At 68.4% G+C, this 15,678-nt stretch carries 16 protein-coding genes; 11 read left to right on the forward strand and 5 right to left on the reverse strand.

The genetic code is table 11. The annotated features are described in order from the left end of the window. Positions 1 to 107: 107 nt before the first annotated feature. The 5 genes from E5P3_RS09205 (at position 108) to E5P3_RS09225 (ending at position 4,882) form a co-directional block, all read left to right on the forward strand. The gene (locus E5P3_RS09205) at positions 108 to 1,004 is read left to right on the forward strand and encodes a dihydrodipicolinate synthase family protein (protein WP_162585688.1); all 897 of its coding nucleotides are present in this window, start codon (positions 108 to 110) and stop codon (positions 1,002 to 1,004) included. A gap of 52 nt (positions 1,005 to 1,056) precedes the next feature. After that, positions 1,057 to 1,887 (forward strand): ABC transporter substrate-binding protein, encoded by an 831-nt coding sequence (locus E5P3_RS09210; RefSeq protein WP_162585689.1) that lies wholly within the window; start codon positions 1,057 to 1,059, stop codon positions 1,885 to 1,887. Positions 1,888 to 1,923: 36 nt separating this feature from the next. Next, a complete protein-coding gene (locus tag E5P3_RS09215; RefSeq protein WP_162585690.1) occupies positions 1,924 to 2,646 on the forward strand; it encodes an amino acid ABC transporter permease in 723 nt (240 codons plus the stop codon). A gap of 22 nt (positions 2,647 to 2,668) precedes the next feature. Next, positions 2,669 to 4,123, forward strand: coding sequence for a dihydropyrimidinase (gene hydA / locus E5P3_RS09220; protein WP_162585691.1), 1,455 nt, complete (start codon positions 2,669 to 2,671; stop codon positions 4,121 to 4,123). Positions 4,124 to 4,195: 72 nt separating this feature from the next. Beyond that, a complete protein-coding gene (locus E5P3_RS09225) occupies positions 4,196 to 4,882 on the forward strand; it encodes a GntR family transcriptional regulator (RefSeq protein ID WP_162585692.1) in 687 nt (228 codons plus the stop codon). Here the strand turns inward: E5P3_RS09225 and E5P3_RS09230 are convergent. The 3 genes from E5P3_RS09230 to E5P3_RS09240 all read right to left on the reverse strand — a co-directional run bounded on the left by E5P3_RS09230 (position 4,872) and on the right by E5P3_RS09240 (position 8,136). Beyond that, complete coding sequence (locus E5P3_RS09230) at positions 4,872 to 6,314, reverse strand: MFS transporter (protein WP_162585693.1); 1,443 nt, start codon at positions 6,312 to 6,314, stop codon at positions 4,872 to 4,874. The genes E5P3_RS09225 and E5P3_RS09230 overlap by 11 nt on opposite strands. Positions 6,315 to 6,611: 297 nt before the next feature. Next, positions 6,612 to 7,442, reverse strand: a complete 831-nt coding sequence (locus tag E5P3_RS09235) for an urease accessory protein UreD (RefSeq protein ID WP_162585694.1) — start codon at positions 7,440 to 7,442, stop codon at positions 6,612 to 6,614. Between the two features lie 172 nt (positions 7,443 to 7,614). Further along, positions 7,615 to 8,136 carry a nucleoside deaminase gene (locus E5P3_RS09240; RefSeq protein WP_162585695.1) on the reverse strand — a complete coding sequence of 174 codons (522 nt, stop codon included), beginning with the start codon at positions 8,134 to 8,136 and terminating at the stop codon, positions 7,615 to 7,617. A 257-nt stretch (positions 8,137 to 8,393) separates the two neighbouring features. Here E5P3_RS09240 and E5P3_RS09245 point away from each other — a divergent pair, with 257 nt between their 5' ends. Next, a complete protein-coding gene (locus tag E5P3_RS09245) occupies positions 8,394 to 9,437 on the forward strand; it encodes an aromatic ring-hydroxylating dioxygenase subunit alpha (RefSeq protein WP_162585696.1) in 1,044 nt (347 codons plus the stop codon). Between the two features lie 71 nt (positions 9,438 to 9,508). Then, a complete protein-coding gene (locus tag E5P3_RS09250; protein WP_162585697.1) occupies positions 9,509 to 9,898 on the forward strand; it encodes an OsmC family protein in 390 nt (129 codons plus the stop codon). 17 nt (positions 9,899 to 9,915) lie between these two features. On the opposite strand, the gene E5P3_RS09255 is transcribed toward E5P3_RS09250, so the two are convergent. Together E5P3_RS09255 and E5P3_RS09260 are read right to left on the reverse strand one after the other, a co-directional pair. After that, positions 9,916 to 11,112: an acyl-CoA dehydrogenase family protein gene (locus tag E5P3_RS09255; protein ID WP_162585698.1), complete on the reverse strand. Its 1,197-nt coding sequence runs from the start codon at positions 11,110 to 11,112 to the stop codon at positions 9,916 to 9,918. 35 nt (positions 11,113 to 11,147) lie between these two features. Next, positions 11,148 to 11,912 carry a VOC family protein gene (locus tag E5P3_RS09260; RefSeq protein ID WP_232073059.1) on the reverse strand — a complete coding sequence of 255 codons (765 nt, stop codon included), beginning with the start codon at positions 11,910 to 11,912 and terminating at the stop codon, positions 11,148 to 11,150. 104 nt (positions 11,913 to 12,016) lie between these two features. Here E5P3_RS09260 and E5P3_RS09265 point away from each other — a divergent pair, with 104 nt between their 5' ends. Genes E5P3_RS09265 through E5P3_RS09280 form a run of 4 tightly spaced genes read left to right on the forward strand, consistent with a single transcriptional unit; the run spans position 12,017 to position 15,649 of the window. After that, on the forward strand, positions 12,017 to 13,201 hold the full coding sequence (locus E5P3_RS09265; protein ID WP_162585700.1) for a CaiB/BaiF CoA transferase family protein: 1,185 nt from the start codon (positions 12,017 to 12,019) through the stop codon (positions 13,199 to 13,201). A 35-nt stretch (positions 13,202 to 13,236) separates the two neighbouring features. Next, entirely contained in the window at positions 13,237 to 14,028 is a 792-nt protein-coding gene (locus E5P3_RS09270; protein WP_162585701.1) for an enoyl-CoA hydratase-related protein, read from the forward strand. A gap of 11 nt (positions 14,029 to 14,039) precedes the next feature. Further along, positions 14,040 to 14,810, forward strand: coding sequence for an SDR family NAD(P)-dependent oxidoreductase (locus tag E5P3_RS09275; RefSeq protein WP_162585702.1), 771 nt, complete (start codon positions 14,040 to 14,042; stop codon positions 14,808 to 14,810). A gap of 20 nt (positions 14,811 to 14,830) precedes the next feature. Next, positions 14,831 to 15,649: an enoyl-CoA hydratase gene (locus E5P3_RS09280; RefSeq protein WP_162585703.1), complete on the forward strand. Its 819-nt coding sequence runs from the start codon at positions 14,831 to 14,833 to the stop codon at positions 15,647 to 15,649. The last annotated feature ends 29 nt before the right edge of the window (positions 15,650 to 15,678 follow it).

A 15,678-nucleotide genomic window follows, 5' to 3' on the forward strand; every position in this document is an offset into this window, starting at 1 on the left:
ATGGACAAAGAAGGAAGGGCAAAAGCAGGTTGACCGCAGGCAATGTATACGTATACTACACGTATACCTAAGCACCCGCCACCCGATTTTCGACCCAGGACCGGCCCATGACAGCATTTCGAGGCACCTATACGGTGCTCATCACCCCCATGACTCCCGACGGCCGGCACGTCGACGTGCCGGCCCTGAAGAGGCTGGTGGACTGGCAGATCGAAGAGGGCATCCACGGGCTGATCCCGCTGGGCAGCACCGGGGAGTTCCTGTCCCTGACACCGGAGGAGCGCCAGCTGGTCATCGAAACCTGCGTCAGCACCGCTGCAAAACGCGTGCCGGTCCTGATCGGCACCGGCGCGGAGTGGACCGACGAGTGCGTGCGCCTGAGCCGCGAGGCCGAGGGCATGGGCGCCGACGGCGTGATGATCATCCCGCCCTTCTACAGCACGCCCACCGACGACGAGCTTTTCGAGCACTACCGCAAGGTGGGCGAGGCGATCGGCATCCCCATCATGGTCTACAACAACCCGGCCACCGCCAACGTGGACCTCAAGCCCGAGCTGGTGGCGCGCCTCTCGCGCATCGACAACTGCAAGTACATCAAGGAGTCGACGCTCGAAGTGACCCGCGTGCGCGACATCATCGAACTGTGCGGCGACCGCATGACGGTGTTCGCCGGCATCCTCGGCTACGAGTCCTTCTGGCTCGGCGCCCAGGGCTGGGTGGCGGTGTGCTCCAACCTGATCCCGAAGATGTCGGCGCGGCTCTTCGAGCTGGTGGCCGACGAGCGCGACATGCCCGCTGCGCTGGCGCTCTACAAGAAGATGCTGCCGATCGTGCGCTGGGTCGGTGGCCATCGCTATGTCGCGGCCTCCAAGGACGGGCTCACGATGATGGGCCTGCCGGTCGGCAAGCCGCGGGCCCCGCGCCTGCCGCTGCCGCCGGCCGACGCGGCCGATCTGCGCCGCGAGCTCGATCGCCTGCAACTCCTCGATTCGATCCGCGCTTGAGCCGCGGGCTCGCTTGCTCCTCCGCCTCCTTCACTCCCCCAAGGACATCACCATGAAACTGCTTCCCGCTCTCGTGTCGGCCTCGGTTTTCTTCCTTCTCGGCGCTGGCACCGCGAACGCGCAGGCCTGCAAGTCGCCGGTGCCCGATTCGGCACTGGTCAAGAAGGGCACCCTCGTGATGTCCGTCAATCCCACACTGCCGCCGTTGCAGTTCGTCGACCAGACGGGCGCGCTCAAGGGCATGCGCGTGGAGCTGGGCGAGGCGATCGCCAAGCGCCTGTGCCTGACGCCCGAGTACGTGCGCATCGAGTTCTCCGCCATGATCCCGGGTCTGCAGGCGGGCCGCTGGGATGTCATCAACACCGGCATCTTCTACACCGAGGAGCGCGCCAAGCTGATGCAGATGCTGATCTACGAGGACCAGGCCATCAGCATCAGCACCGCCAAGGGCAATCCGCTGAAGATCAGCAAGCCGGATGACCTGTCGGGCAAGAGCATCGGCGTCGAGATCGGCGGCTTCGAGGAGCGCAAGGCACGCGAGCTCGACAAGCAGCTCACGGACAAGGGGATGAAGGGCATGACCATCCGCACCTTCGAGAACTTCGCGATGGCCTTCCAGGCGCTGCGCGCGGGCCAGGTCGAAGTTGCGCTGTCGATCGATTCCACCAGCGCCGAGTACCAGAAGCGCGGCGATTTCGACCGCGTCCTGCACGGCCTGTTCCCGACCCCGGTCGCGCTGGCCACCCGCAACCGCGAGGTCGCCGCCGCCATGGCCAAGGTGCTCAATGACATGAAGGCCGACGGCAGCTTCCAGAAGCTGTTCGACCAGTACGGCGTGAAGCCCTTCGATGGTCCCGTGACCGTCAAGGGCCCGGCGAGCTGAGCGGCGCGTGCCCACTGAACCTGCGAAGGAAACACAATGGGACAAGGCTGGAGCTGGTCGGGATTCACCGACTACCTGTTCAACCCCTACCTGCTGAGCGGCGCGGTGACCACCCTGTGGCTCACGCTGGCTGCCATCGCCGGCGGGCTGGTGGTGGGCTGCGCGCTGGCCTTGGCCCGGCTGTCCAGCCGCCGCTGGCTCAACGCGCCGGCGCACTTCTACATCTGGGTGTTCCGCGGCACGCCGCTCCTGGTGCAGCTGATCATCATCTACACCGGCCTGCCGCAGCTGGGTCTGAAACTGTCGGTCATCGAGTCGGCGCTCCTGGGCCTGATCCTCAACGAGGCGGCCTACCTCGCCGAGATCGTGCGCGGCGGCATCCAGTCGATTTCGGTGGGCCAGACCAACGCGGCGCGTGCCGTCGGCTTCAGCAACGCGCAAACCATGCGGTACATCGTCATGCCACAGGCGATGCGGCTGATCGTGCCGACGCTGGGCAACAGCATCAACGGCCTGCTGAAGACCACTTCGATCACCTCGGTGATCTCGATGGAGGAACTGCTGCGCCGCACCCAGGTGCTGATCCAGGAAAAGTTCATGGTGCTCGAGCTGTTCCTGGTCGCGGCCCTCTACTACCTGCTGATGACCACCGCCTGGGACTTCGTGCAGCGCCGCATCGAGCGCCATTACGGCCGCGCCTATGGCAACGCGAGTGCGCCCGCGGCGACACCGCCCGAGGCTGCGCTCGAGCAGCGTTAGTCCACTTGGGACTGGGAATGCCATGAGCCACTACGACCTGATCCTGCGCAACGCCGACATCGCCACTGTCGGCGACCGCTACCGCGCCGACCTCGGCGTGCGCGACGGGCGCATTGCCGCCATCGCGCAGGGCCTCGAGGGCGGCGCCGCGCGCGAGATCGACGCGGCCGGCCGCCTGGTCACGCCTGGCGGCGTCGACGGCCACTGCCACTTCGACCAGCCCACCAGCGACGGCTCGCGCTTCGCCGACGATTTCTTCACCGGCACCCGCTCGGCGGCCTGCGGCGGCACCACCACCGTGCTGCCCTTCGCCGCCCAGCAGAAGGGACTCAGCCTGCAGGCGGCAGTGGACGACTACCACCGGCGTGCGCAGGACAAGGCGGTGATCGACTACGCCTTTCACCTGATCGTGTCCGACGCGACCCGCGACGTGACGCGGCGCGAGATGCCGGCGCTGATCGAGAAGGGCTACACCTCCTTCAAGATCTACATGACCTACGACGACCTCAAGCTGGACGACCGGCAGGTCCTCGAAGTGCTCGCCGCCGCCCGCCGCCATGGCGCGATGACCATGGTCCACGCGGAGAACAGCGACTGCATCGCCTGGCTCACCGAGCAGCTGCTCGACGCTGGCCTCACCGCGCCGCGCTACCACGCGAGCTCGCGGCCGATGGCGGTGGAGCGCGAGGCCACGCACCGCGCCATCGCGCTGGCCGAGCTGGTCGACACGCCGATCCTGATCGTGCATGTCTCGGGCCGCGAGGCGGTCGAGCAGATCCACTGGGCGCGCGGGCGCGGCCTGCCGATCCATGCCGAGACCTGCCCGCAGTACCTGTTCCTGAGCGCCGAGGACCTGGGGCTGGACCAGGACGATCCGATGCATGGTGCCCGTTGCATCTGCAGCCCTCCGCCGCGCGACAAGGCCAACCAGCCCTTCATCTGGAACGGGCTGGCCAGCGGGCTCTTCACCATCGTCTCCTCCGACCATGCGCCCTTCAACATCGACGGGGCCGACGGCAAGCGGGTGGCGGGCGCGAACGCCTCCTTCGACCGCATCCCGAACGGCATCCCCGGCGTGGAGACGCGGCTTCCCCTGCTGATGAGCGAGGGCGTGCTGGCCGGGCGCATCGACATCCACCGCTTCGTGGAGCTCACCGCCACCAACCCGGCGCGACTCTACGGCCTCTATCCGCGAAAGGGCACGATCGCTGTCGGCAGCGATGCGGACTTCGTGGTCTGGGATGTCTTCGCCGAGGGCGAGGAGAAGACCATCGCCAATGGCATGCTCCACCACGCTGCCGACTACACACCCTACGAGGGCATGAAGCTGCGCGCCTGGCCCGGCATCACCGTGTCGCGCGGGCGCGCGGTGTGGCAGGAAGGCGAGTTCCGCGCCGAGCCGGGCTCCGGCCAATTCCTGCCCTGCCTGCGCCCGCGCGCGCCGAACGCCGGCAACCCATTGCAGAAATGGTTGTGAGGTCGACCGGTGCGGCGGCGCGGGCCTGATAAGCTTTTCCCGCTCCACGTGGAGTTCGCCCGCTACCCCCGCATGCCAAGCCTCCCCAGTCCGGCGCAACCCGCCACCATCACCATCGCGCCGCTGGAGGTGCGTTCGACCAGTCTGGCCGAGCAGGCCTACGAGCGGTTGCGCCAGCTCATCCTCGACCGCCAGATCTCGGCCGGCAGCCCGTTGCAGGAAGCCCGCCTGGCCGAGGACCTGCGCATCTCCCGCACGCCGATGCGCGAGGCCCTGGTGCGGCTGGCGGGCGAAGGCCTGCTGGTGCGGCGCGACGCGCGGTCCTATGCCGTGCGCGCGCTGGGCACCAAGGAATACTTCGACTGCATGCGCGCGCGCGAGGTGATCGAGTGCGAGGCCATCGCGCTGGCGGTGGGCAAGATCACCGATGCCGAGATCGATGCGCTGGAGGCCGAGGTCCAGGCGCTGCACAGCGGTGAACACAGCGAGATCGAGCACTTCCATTTCGACGACCGCTTCCACCTCTTGATCGCCAACGCCAGCGGCAACCTGGTGTTTCCGCGACTGGTGGAGGAGCTGCGCGTCAATGCGCGGCTGTTCCGGCTGCACAGCCCGCTGCATCGGCAGCGCGAGAACCATGACGAGCACGGCGCGATCATCGGCGCGTTGCGCGCCCGCGATCCCGAGCGCGCCCGCGAAGCCATGCGTGCGCACCTGCGCAGCCTGCAGGAAGACGTCAAGCGCGCGCTCATCGAGTGAGCGGGTCTTCGCCCGAAGAGGTGCCCAGCGGCGGCGCCACTTCCTCCAGTGGCTTGCGCTCCGCGTCCACCGCGAAGCGCAGCGCCAGCAGCCCCGCGCCGATCACCAGCGCCGCCCCGATCGCATAGCCGACGGCCACCGCGCTGCGGCTGCCGGTCTCGATCAGCGCGCCGAAGAGCAACGGCGCGACGAAGCCGCCCGCGCCCGTGCCCACCGCATAGAAGATCGCGATCGCGATCGCCCGCATCTCGAGCGGGAACACCTCGCTCACCGTCAGGTAGGCCGAGCTGGCCGCCGCCGAGGCCAGGAAGAACACGGCCGACCAGGCCAGCGCCTGGCTGCGCGCATCGAGCCAGCCCTGCATGAAGGCCCAGCCCGTCAGCGCCAGGCCGATGCCCGAGCACACATAGGTCAGCGCGATCATGCGCCGGCGGCCGACATGGTCGAACAGCGGCCCGAGGATCAGCGGCCCCAGCACGTTGCCGAGCGCGAAGGGAAAGATGTAGAGCGCCACCCGGCCCTCTGGCACGCCGTGGAAGCGCGTCAGCACCAGCGCATAGGTGAAGAAGATCGCGTTGTAGAAGAAGGCCTGCGAGATCATCAGCGCCAGCGCGACGGCGCTGCGCTGCGGGTAGCGGCGCAGCAGCACCTGCGCGACCTCGCGCCAGCCTGGGCTGGCGCGCCGGCTGTAGTGCACGCGGCCCAACGGTGCGAGCAGCGTCCCATGCTGCGCCGAGACCTCCGCCTCGATGCCTGCGACGATGCGCTCGGCCTCCTCGGCGCGGCCATGCGCCATCAGCCAGCGCGGGCTCTCCGGCACGTCGCGCCGCACCAGCAGGATCGCTACCGCCAGCAGCGCGCCCAGCGCGAAGCCTGCCCGCCAGCCCCACACGGGCCCGAGGACCCGCGGGTCCAGCAGCACGAGGCTCAGCCCCGCGCCCAGCGCCGCTCCGATCCAGAAACTGCCGTTGATCGCCAGGTTCACGCGCCCGCGCACGCGTGCCGGGATCAGCTCGTCGATGGCCGAGTTGATGGCCGCGTATTCCCCGCCGATGCCCAGCCCGGTAAAAAAGCGGCACAGCGCGAAGAAGGCAAAGTTGGGCGAGAAGGCGGTGGCCAGCGTGGCCAGCGCATAGACCGCTAGCGTGATCAGGAACAGCTTCTTGCGCCCCAGGCGGTCGGTGAGGCGGCCGAAGAGCAGGGCGCCCATCACCGCGCCTCCGATGTAGAGCGAGCCCGACCAGCCGATCTGCCCGGCCGTCAGCGCCAGCGTGTCGGGCCGCTCCAGCACGCCGCCGAGGGAGCCGACCAGCGTGACCTCCAGCCCGTCGAGCACCCAGGCGATGCCCAGGGCCAGCACCACGCGCCAATGCCAGCGCGACCAGGGCAGGCGGTCGAGGCGGGCCGGGATGTCGCTGTGGACATCCGTCATCGGGTCGGCTTCGCGCGGCAGGCCATGCCGCGAGCCTAATGCCGCCGAAGCGGCGCGCATGTAGTCGCATGCCCCATGTGCGGGGCCTGCGATCTATCGATGCATCAGAAGACGCCGAACACCTTCAGCAGGATGATGACGCCGATCGGCACGCCTGCCAGCCAGAGGATGATGCTTTTCATTTTGAGGTCTCCTTTACTTGGGAGCACTCAAGATAGCCATCGATGCTTCGACGGTGCGACGGAGAAGGGCGGACCGCCGGGTAGGGCGAGCGCCCACAGCGAGTGGGGCGCCGGGCTACATCGCCCAGATGCGCGGCGGCGCCCCGCGCATCTGCCACAGCTCGGCGCGCCAGGCCTTCCAGACCTGCCGCAGCAGCTGCATCGCCGGCTCGACCAGGGGCGCCAGCACGCGTAGCACGACGACGCCCGGCTGCGGGCTGGTGGCGCCGGCGCTGTCGCGCAGCGCGTGGGCTTCGACCAGCGCGCGCGCGGCGTCGAGTGCGCCGTCGCGCCGTGCCCGCGCGATCGGGGTGCCCGCGGCGAAGAAGAGCGAGGCCAGGCACCGATGCCCGGCCATGCCCAGCGGGCCATCGAGCAGCCGCAGGTCCGCGGCATCGATGCGCCCGCGCTCCAGCCAGGCGCCCGGCATCTCGATGTGCTGCTGCAGCGTGCCGCGCTCGAAGGGCTTGCCGGCACCGGGCAGGCCGAGCGCCGTCACGTCCCAGCCGATCAGCTCCGCGCCGTCGGCGAGCTGCAGCGAGAGCCGGTTCTCCGCGCGGCAGCCGCTGAAGCAGATGGCTTCGAGCGGCAGCCATTCGAGCCGCGCCCCCGGCTCCAACCGCAGTGCTGTGCGCTGCAGCGCCGGCTCGCCCTCCGAGCGATAGAAGCGGCTGGCGCCCGGCGTGGTGATCAGCCCATGGCTGTCGGCTGCCGCGCTCACCCGGATGTCGAGGGTGTCCCCGCCCACCAGCCCGCCCGGCGGATGCACCAGCACGTTGTGGCAGACCGCATCGCCCTCCGGGTAGAGGCTCTGCAGGATCCGCAGCGGGCCTTCGTGGCGGAAGCGCGCGACGCTGCGCGTGCCTTCCAGTCGGTAGTCGAGCTCGAGTCGCGCGTTCCAGGGCATGGGGCGAGTGTAGGGAGTAGGACGGGGGTGGCTCGGCTCGTCGGAATCCGTCCCCGGAAGACGTGGACAAGCTTGTGGAGAACTCCGGGTATAACCCCCCAGAGCGTTGTCCCGCAAGGACTTGCGCTGGGTTGCCCAAGGAAGCGGCAGAGGTGAGGTAAGACGGGTCTCGCTAGCTCTTCCAGGCCCCCACATGCGCTGCCATCGCCTCATCGAGCAGCGCCGGCCCGATGCATTCGATGGGATGCGCCGAAGCCGCGAACACGTCGCGGCAGGACAACTCGACGTCGCGCTGCTCGGGGCGCTCGCCGCGGAACGCGCGCAGCCGCTCGGCGTCGATGCCGAAGACGACGCGACCGATGCTGGACCAGAAGATGGCGCCCGCGCACATCACGCAGGGCTCGCCCGAGGAATAGATCGTGGCCGCCGCCAGCTTGTCGCGCGAGAGACCGCGCCCGGCCAGCATGCGCACCGCATTGGTCTCGGCATGACCGGTGACATCGCCCGTCTCGGCCGTGTTGCACCAAGCCTCGGCCAGCACCTCGCCGTCGGCCGAGACGATCACCGCGCCGAAGGGCCGGTTGCCGCGCCGCCGCGCGGCATGCGACCACACGATGGCCTTGCGCAGGTAGCGCCCGTCCCGCTCGTCGAGCGGGGTCTCCGGGGGAAGGGTGGGAAGAAGGAGCGAATCCATGCGTTCATGCTATCGAAGCGCGCCGATGCCGATCGGGACGGGGTCGGATACCTGACGGAAAGCACGAGCCATGCCGGGATGCGTCGCCGATCTCGGCGCGCCGGAGCGCCTGGCTGGCGCACAATGCGGGCGCGCAAATTGCTTGAAGACTTGCGCAGAGTAGAAGCGTTCAGCCCGGCAACCCAGTCCTGGTGCCCGCGGCGGGAAATTGCTCTTTCATGGTCGTCACCCCACGCAATCGAAGGAGTTCCTTTCCCATGCTCGTCACGCAGCAACCCGTCTTCCGCAAGTTCTGGCATGCCGTCATGCCGCTGGCCGATCTGCAGCAGGGGCCGAAGCCCTTCACGCTGCTGGGCGAGAACATCGTCCTCTTCCTCGACGCCGAAGGGCAGCCCGCCGCGCTGCGCGACCGCTGCTGCCACCGCACCGCGAAGCTCTCCAAGGGCTGGTGCGTGGACGCGCAGGGGCAGGCCTGCGGCCAGGGCGCGATCCAGTGCGGCTACCACGGCTGGACCTACGACCGCGGCGGCCGGGTGATCCGCATCCCGCAATACGAGGCCGGTCGCCCGATCTCCCCCGACTACCGCACCACCGCCTACGCCTGCGCCGCGCGCCATGGCTATGCCTGGGTGGCACTGGAAGCGCCGATCGCCGACATCCCGCCGATCCCCGAGTTCGACGATCCCGGCTGGCGCACCATCTTCCAGTTCTACGAGGAATGGCACACCAGCCCGATGCGTGCGCTGGAGAACTCCTTCGACAACTCGCATTTCAGCTTCGTGCACCGCGCCACATTCGGCGTGGCCGCGAGCCCGAAGCCCAGCAAGTACGAGCTGGTGGAGAACGAGGGGGGCTTCCATGCGGAGACGGTCATCGAGGCCGCCAACCCGCCACGCTTCCAGAAGATCAGCGGCGTGACCGAGCCGGTCACCACGCGCCACATGCGCAACGCCTACTTCCTGCCCTTCTCGCGGCGGCTGGACATCGAATATCCCTCGGGCATCCGCCACGTCATCATCAACTGCTTCACGCCCATCGACGACGGCCGCATGCAGTTGTGCCAATGGCTGTTCCGCAACGACACCGAGGCCGACTGCCCGGCGCAGATGCTGATCGACTTCGACGCGGAGATCACGCGCGAGGACAAGGGCATCCTCGAATCGACCGACCCCGACGCGCTGGTCGACACGCGCCGGCGTGGCGTCGAGTACTCGATGGAATCGGACCGGCCGGGGATGCTGATCCGCAAGCACATGATGCAGCTGCTGGCGAAACATGGGGAGTCGGAGGTGCATCGGTGAGCATGTAGTGGACCCGCTTTCCTTCCGGCTACCATCGCTCGCAGCGAAGCCCATCGCAACAAGGAAACCCCATGAGCATCACCGTTCGACGCGACGGCATCACCGGCACCCGTCACATCATCAAGGTCCGCGCCCACGAGATCGCGGTGGACACCGGCGGCGAGCACGACGCCGGCCCCACGCCGCACGACCTCTACGACTCCGCGCTGGCCGCGTGCAAGGCGCTGACCGTGCTGGTCTATGCGCAGCACAAGGGCATCCCGGTCGAGGAGATCGAGGTGGCAGTGAACCGCGACGACAGCCAGGAGCGGCAAGGGCTCTACAAGCTCGATTCCACGCTGCATGTCACCGGCGCGCTGAGCGAGGAGCAGAAGGCGGCGCTGTTGCGGGTGGCGGGCAAGTGCCCGGTGCACCGGCTGATGACCGAGGTCAAGACGGAGATCGAGACGCGCCTGGTCTGACGCGAAGGTTCGCGGCCCTACAGGCCAAGTTCGTGCTTGGCGATGATGTTGCGCTGGATCTCGTTGCTGCCACCGTAGATCGACATCGCGCGGCGCCAGAAATAGTTGGGCGCCGCACCGCGCACGCTGGCCTCGATGCCATCGAGTTTCCCTTCGCCGCGCATCAGCGGCGGGTCGAGCATCTGGCCATCGGGGCCGGCGGCCTCGAAGATCAGCTCCGTGATGCGCTGGCCGATCTCGGTGCCCCGGATCTTCAGCGCGGAGGCCAGCCCGGCGCCGGGCGAGCTGCCCGAGCCCATGCTCGACAGCGCCCGCAGCGTCGTCACTTCCAGCGCCTTCAGTTGCGCCTCGGTGGCCGACACCTTGGCGCGGAACACCGGGTCTTCGATGAGCGGACGGCCGCGATGCTGCACGCCCGATGCGATGCGGTGCAAGCGGCGCATCGCGAAGGTGGAGAAGCCGATGTTCGAGTTCTCGACGCGCTCATGCTCCAGCAGGAACTTCGCGTAGCTCCAGCCGCGGCCCTCTTCGCCGACCAGGTTGGACTTGGGTACCTCCACGTCGGTCAGGAAGACAGCATTGAAGGAGTGCGTGCCCTCCAGCATCGGGATCGGCTGTATCACGATGCCCGGCGACTTCATGTCGAGCAGCAGGAACGAGATGCCGTGCTGCGCCTTCGCCTCGCGGCTGGTGCGCACCAGGCAGAACATCCAGTCGGCATGGTGGGCGTATGAGGTCCAGATCTTCTGGCCGTTGACCAGGTAGTGATCGCCGCGGTCTTCGGCGCGGGTGGCGAGCGAGGCCAGATCGGAGCCGGAGGCCGGCTCCGAATAGCCCTGGCACCACCACACGGTCGATGCCCGGATGCCCGGCAGGTGCTGCTGCTTCTGCGCAACGCTTCCGAAGTTGAAGATCACCGGGCCCACCATGCGTGGCCCGAAGGGCTGGATGGTCGGACAGTTCAGCTCCGCGCTGATCGTCTCGAAGATGTAGCGCTGCGTCGCACTCCAGCCGGGCCCGCCCTGAGAAACCGGCCACGTGTACGCGTGCCACCCGCGCCGCCCGAGGATCTGCTGCCAGCGCATGAAGTCCTCGCGATGCAGGTGCAGGTCGTGCTCCACGCGGCGCGCGATGTCGCGCGGCAGGTTCTCGGTGATGAAGGCACGCACTTCATCGGCGAACGCCTGCTCTTCCTTCGAAAAAGCCAGTTCCATCTCTTGTCTCCTGGTGGACGCGGCCGCTTGCCGCGTCAGTTCTCAGAACCCAGCGCAAAGTGGACGCCGCCGACGCTCACGCCCGCCGCATCCGCCGCGAGCCCGCGAGCCTGCGCAGTGGCCCGGATGGCCGACGCGTCGTTCACTGCCAGCTCGATGCCCGCCAGCCCCTCGCCGCGACCGTCTCGCGGCGCCACGAAACGAAGCCTTGCGTTGTCGACCTGCAGTTGCCAGCCATCGCCCGCGCGCTCGACCGGCCGCTGGAGGATGCGGCCCCAGCGCGCCGCCAGCGCGGCAGGATCGTCCGCCTGCAGCACGGCGCCCGTGATGCCCTGCACGCGCGCATCCGACACCGCTTCGCGCCAATGCGGACCCGCTGGCCAGTAGGGGCCGTTCAGGTCGGCGCCGTTGCGCGTGGTGTTGATCTCGAGCAGCGCGCCCCCGGTATCGCGCGGGTGCAGCTGCATGCCTTCGTAGTCGCCGAGCGCAAGCGGCGCAGCGATGCGCACGCCGATCTCATCGACATGCGTGCGCCAGCGCGTCAGCGATTCGCTGTCGAGGATCACCATGTAGCCGCCATCGCCCTTCCGGCGATCGAGGTAGCGGCCCGCGGTGGTGCCTTCGCGCTGCGGCGCGACGACCTCGACGAAGCTGGTCCCGAAGGGCATGAGGGCGTTGTGCAAGCCGAACTGGCCGACTTCGGGATCGCGATGGCAGACCCGCACCCCGAAGACCGCGCACAGATCCTCCTCCACCGGTGCCAGCTTGGCGGCCACCAGGCAAAGCTGGCGAAGTCTCAAGTATCTCGTCGTCAAAACGTCTGTCTCCTTGTGCTCGCCAATGCTGGCAATTTTGAATATGATATAACAAATATACAAACCACAAGAGACAAGGCCCACCCCACATGACATCGCTTGCTGGACTGCGCGTGCTCGACCTCTCGCGCTTCATCGCCGGGCCCTACTGCGCCATGATGCTGGGCGACATGGGTGCCGAAGTGGTGAAGATCGAGCCGCCCGGCGACGGCGAGTACGCCCGCCGCGCATCGCCGGCCGTCAACGGGCAGAGCCTCTACACCTTCATCGTCAACCGGAACAAGAAGAGCCTGGCCATCGACCTGCGCAGCCCGGCCGGGCTGCAGGTCCTGCGCGAGCTGGTCGCCCGCGCCGACGTGCTGGTCGAGAATTTCCGCCCGGGCACGATGGAGCAGATGGGGCTCGGCTGGGAGGCGGTCCATGCGCTCAATCCGCGCCTGATCATGGCGCGCATCTCGGGCTTCGGCCAGGATGGTCCGCTCGCCACCAAGCAATGCTTCGACGGCGTGGCACAGGCCATGAGCGGCCTGATGGACATGACCGGCCAGGAGGACGGACCGCCCACGATGATCGGCTCGTTCATGTGCGACTACACGACCGGGATGTACACCGCGCTCGGCATTCTTGCGGCGCTCCATGCCCGCCACGCCTCGGGCGAGGGGCAACTCGTCGACGTGTCGCTGCTGGAGAGCGCCACGTCCATGCTCATGACGGCGATCCCGCAGCAGAAGCTCTTCGGCACCACGATGACGCGCGTCGGCAGCCGCGACCGCTTCGTGGCGCCGTCGAACACCTTCCGCACGGGCGACGGCCGCTATGTGCTGATGGTCGGCGGCGACGACAACATGTTCCCGCGCGTCGTGCGCGCGATGAAGCAGCCCGCGCTGCTGGACGACCCGCGCTTTGCCTCTATGGCCTCCCGGCTCGAGCACCGCGACGCGGTCGAGGACGCCGTGGCCGCGTGGATGCTGTCGCACGAGGCCGACGAGATCGTCGCGCGCCTCGAAGCCGAGGGCGTGCCCTGCGCCAAGGTCGCGACCCTCGACGAGGTGGTCGACAACCCGCAACTGCGCCATCGCGGCGCCATCGCCGACATTCCCTTCGGCGGCGTGAACGTTCCCGTGCAGGGCGTGACCATCCACCTCTCGGGTACCCCACTCGCCATCGAGCGCGCGATGCCGGCGGTGGGCGAGCACAACGCCGAGGTACTGCAGCGGTGGCTCGGCATGCGAGCCGGGCAGGTAGCCGCGCTCGAGGCCGAAGGCGCCCTCTGATCAACACCCCACCACCATCCGCAGGAGACCGGCACTTGACCACCGAACTCATCGAGCATCTCGAACAGGGCGTACTGACGCTCACCCTCAACAGGCCCGAGCGCCTGAACGCACTGACGGTGCCCATGACCGAGGCACTGCTCGAGGCGCTGCGCCGTGCCGCCGTCGACCAGCGCGTGCGTGCCGTGGTGCTGACCGGTGCTGGGCGTGCTTTCTGCGCCGGCGGCGACGTCAAGGCCATGGCGGAGGATGACGCGGCACCGCAAACACTCGAGTCGCGCACGCTCCAGCTGCGCGAGCACATGGAGTGTTCTCGCCTGCTCCACGAGATGTCCAAGCCGACCATCGCCGTCGCCCGCGGCGCGGTGGCGGGCGCGGGCCTGTCGCTCGCGCTGGCCTGCGACCTGCTGCTGGCGAGCGACACGCTCAAGCTCACCTCGGCCTTCGCCAAGGTCGGGCTGTCGGGCGATTTCGGCAGCACCTACTTCCTGACCCACCTGCTGGGGCCGCGCGCGCGGGCCTTTGCGTTGCTGTCGCCCGTGCTCAAGGCGGACGAGGCGCTTGCGCTCGGCCTTGTCACCCGCGTCGTCGCAGACGCCGAGCTCGACGCCGAGGGCCGCGCGCTCGCGCAGCAGCTCGCCGATGGCCCGTCGATCACGCTGGGCCACATCAAGGCCAACCTCAATGCCGCGGAGCAGGGCGCCACGCTGGCGCAGGCGCTCGACCACGAGGCCATCCGGCACATCCGCTGCGGCATGACCGAAGACCACCAGGAAGCGGCCCGCGCCTTCGTCGAGAAGCGCGCGCCGAAGTTCGTCAATCGCTGAAGGAGCCCGTCATGGACCGCTTTTCTCTCAAGGGCAAGACCGCCATCGTCACCGGTTCGTCCCGCGGCATCGGCCGCGCCATCGCCATCGCCTACGCCCGCGCTGGGGCGCGTGTCGTCGTCACAAGCCGGAAGCTGGACGCCTGCAATGCCGTCGTCGAGCAACTGCGCGGCGAAGGGCTGGAAGCGATGGCCATCGCGTGCAATATCTCCGGCAAGGAGCAGGTCGCCGCGCTGGTCGACCAGACCGAGAAGGCGTACGGGCCGGTCGACGTGCTGGTCTGCAACGCCGCCGTCAACCCGTACTACGGGCCGATGTCGGGCATCACCGACGAGGCGTTCTCCAAGGTGATGGACGTGAACATCCGCTCCAACCTCTGGCTGGTCAACCGCGTGGCGCCGGGCATGGCAGAGCGGGGCGGCGGCTCGATCGTGATCATCAGTTCGATCGCGGGCTTGACGGGGTCGCGGGTGCTGGGCGCCTACGCGATCTCCAAGGCGGCCGACATGCAGCTGGCGCGCAACCTCGCGCTCGAATGGGGCAAGCAGGGCGTTCGGACCAACTGCATTGCGCCCGGCCTCATCAAGACCGACTTCGCCAAGGCGCTGTGGGACAACCCGCAGACGCTGGCCGCCGCGCTGGCTTCCAGTCCGCTCAACGCCATCGGAGATCCGGAGGACATCGCCGGTGCGGCGTTGCTGCTCGGCTCCGATGCCGGGCGCTTCATCACCGGCACGACGATCGTGATCGACGGCGGCGCCACCATCGGCGGCGAGGCCTGAAGGCCGCGCGGGAGCATTCAATGACCTACCAGGACATCACCGTCGTGACCGAAGGCCGCATCCGAACCGTCACGCTGAACCGGCCCGACCGGCTCAATGCGTGGACGCACCGCATGGAAGCAGAGTTCCGCCAGGCGGTGGAAGCCGCCGAGGCCGACGAAGCCGTGCGCGCCATCGTCGTCACCGGTGCGGGCCGAGGCTTCTGTGCCGGCGCCGACATGGACATCCTCGAGGCCGGTGCGGCCGGTGCGGCCGGCAGCGCCGCGTCCGAAGCGCCGGCCGCGCCCGCGGTTGCAGGCATCGACGCCAACTACGCCTGGCGCTTCAGCTACCTGCTGCGCGTGCGCAAGCCGCTGTTCGTGGCCATCAACGGGCCCATCGCCGGCATCGGCCTGTGCATGGCCGTCTTCTGCGATTTCCGCTACATGGCCGAAGGCCGGAAGCTCACCACCGCCTTTGCCAAGCGCGGGCTGATCGCCGAGCACGGCATCTCGTGGATGCTGCCCCGGCTGATCGGGCCCACCCAGGCGCTGGACCTGCTCCTGTCCGCGCGCACGCTCGACACGGCCGAGGCTGCGTCGGTGGGACTGGTGAAGGCCCTGCCGGCCGAAGGCTTCCTCGCGCGCGTCCAGGCCATCGCGAGGGACATGACCGACAACGCCTCGCCGCGCTCGATCGGCGTGATCAAGCGGCAGGTGTACGACAGCCTGTTCCAGGACCTCGACACCGCCTGGCGCCGCGCCGACGAGGAGATGCAAGCCTCTTTCGGCAGCGAGGATTTCCGCGAAGGCGTGGCGCACTTCCTGGAAAAGCGGCCTCCCGCGTTCACCGGCCGCTGACGAGCGGCAGCCGTGAAATAACATATAAG

The organism is Variovorax sp. RA8 (assembly GCF_901827175.1).
Taxonomy (GTDB): domain Bacteria; phylum Pseudomonadota; class Gammaproteobacteria; order Burkholderiales; family Burkholderiaceae_C; genus Variovorax.

Excerpts from the sequence above, each read along its gene's own strand:
- E5P3_RS09205 (WP_162585688.1), top strand. The coding sequence starts at position 108 with ATGACAGCATTTCGAGGCACCTATACGGTGCTCATCACCCCCATGACT.
- E5P3_RS09210 (WP_162585689.1), top strand. The coding sequence starts at position 1,057 with ATGAAACTGCTTCCCGCTCTCGTGTCGGCCTCGGTTTTCTTCCTTCTC.
- E5P3_RS09250 (WP_162585697.1), top strand. The coding sequence starts at position 9,509 with ATGAGCATCACCGTTCGACGCGACGGCATCACCGGCACCCGTCACATC.
- E5P3_RS09265 (WP_162585700.1), top strand. The coding sequence starts at position 12,017 with ATGACATCGCTTGCTGGACTGCGCGTGCTCGACCTCTCGCGCTTCATC.
- E5P3_RS09235 (WP_162585694.1), bottom strand. The coding sequence starts at position 7,442 with ATGCCCTGGAACGCGCGACTCGAGCTCGACTACCGACTGGAAGGCACG.
- E5P3_RS09225 (WP_162585692.1), top strand. The coding sequence starts at position 4,196 with ATGCCAAGCCTCCCCAGTCCGGCGCAACCCGCCACCATCACCATCGCG.
- E5P3_RS09230 (WP_162585693.1), bottom strand. The coding sequence starts at position 6,314 with ATGACGGATGTCCACAGCGACATCCCGGCCCGCCTCGACCGCCTGCCC.
- hydA (WP_162585691.1), top strand. The coding sequence starts at position 2,669 with ATGAGCCACTACGACCTGATCCTGCGCAACGCCGACATCGCCACTGTC.
- E5P3_RS09280 (WP_162585703.1), top strand. The coding sequence starts at position 14,831 with ATGACCTACCAGGACATCACCGTCGTGACCGAAGGCCGCATCCGAACC.
- E5P3_RS09255 (WP_162585698.1), bottom strand. The coding sequence starts at position 11,112 with ATGGAACTGGCTTTTTCGAAGGAAGAGCAGGCGTTCGCCGATGAAGTG.
- E5P3_RS09275 (WP_162585702.1), top strand. The coding sequence starts at position 14,040 with ATGGACCGCTTTTCTCTCAAGGGCAAGACCGCCATCGTCACCGGTTCG.
- E5P3_RS09245 (WP_162585696.1), top strand. The coding sequence starts at position 8,394 with ATGCTCGTCACGCAGCAACCCGTCTTCCGCAAGTTCTGGCATGCCGTC.
- E5P3_RS09215 (WP_162585690.1), top strand. The coding sequence starts at position 1,924 with ATGGGACAAGGCTGGAGCTGGTCGGGATTCACCGACTACCTGTTCAAC.
- E5P3_RS09240 (WP_162585695.1), bottom strand. The coding sequence starts at position 8,136 with ATGGATTCGCTCCTTCTTCCCACCCTTCCCCCGGAGACCCCGCTCGAC.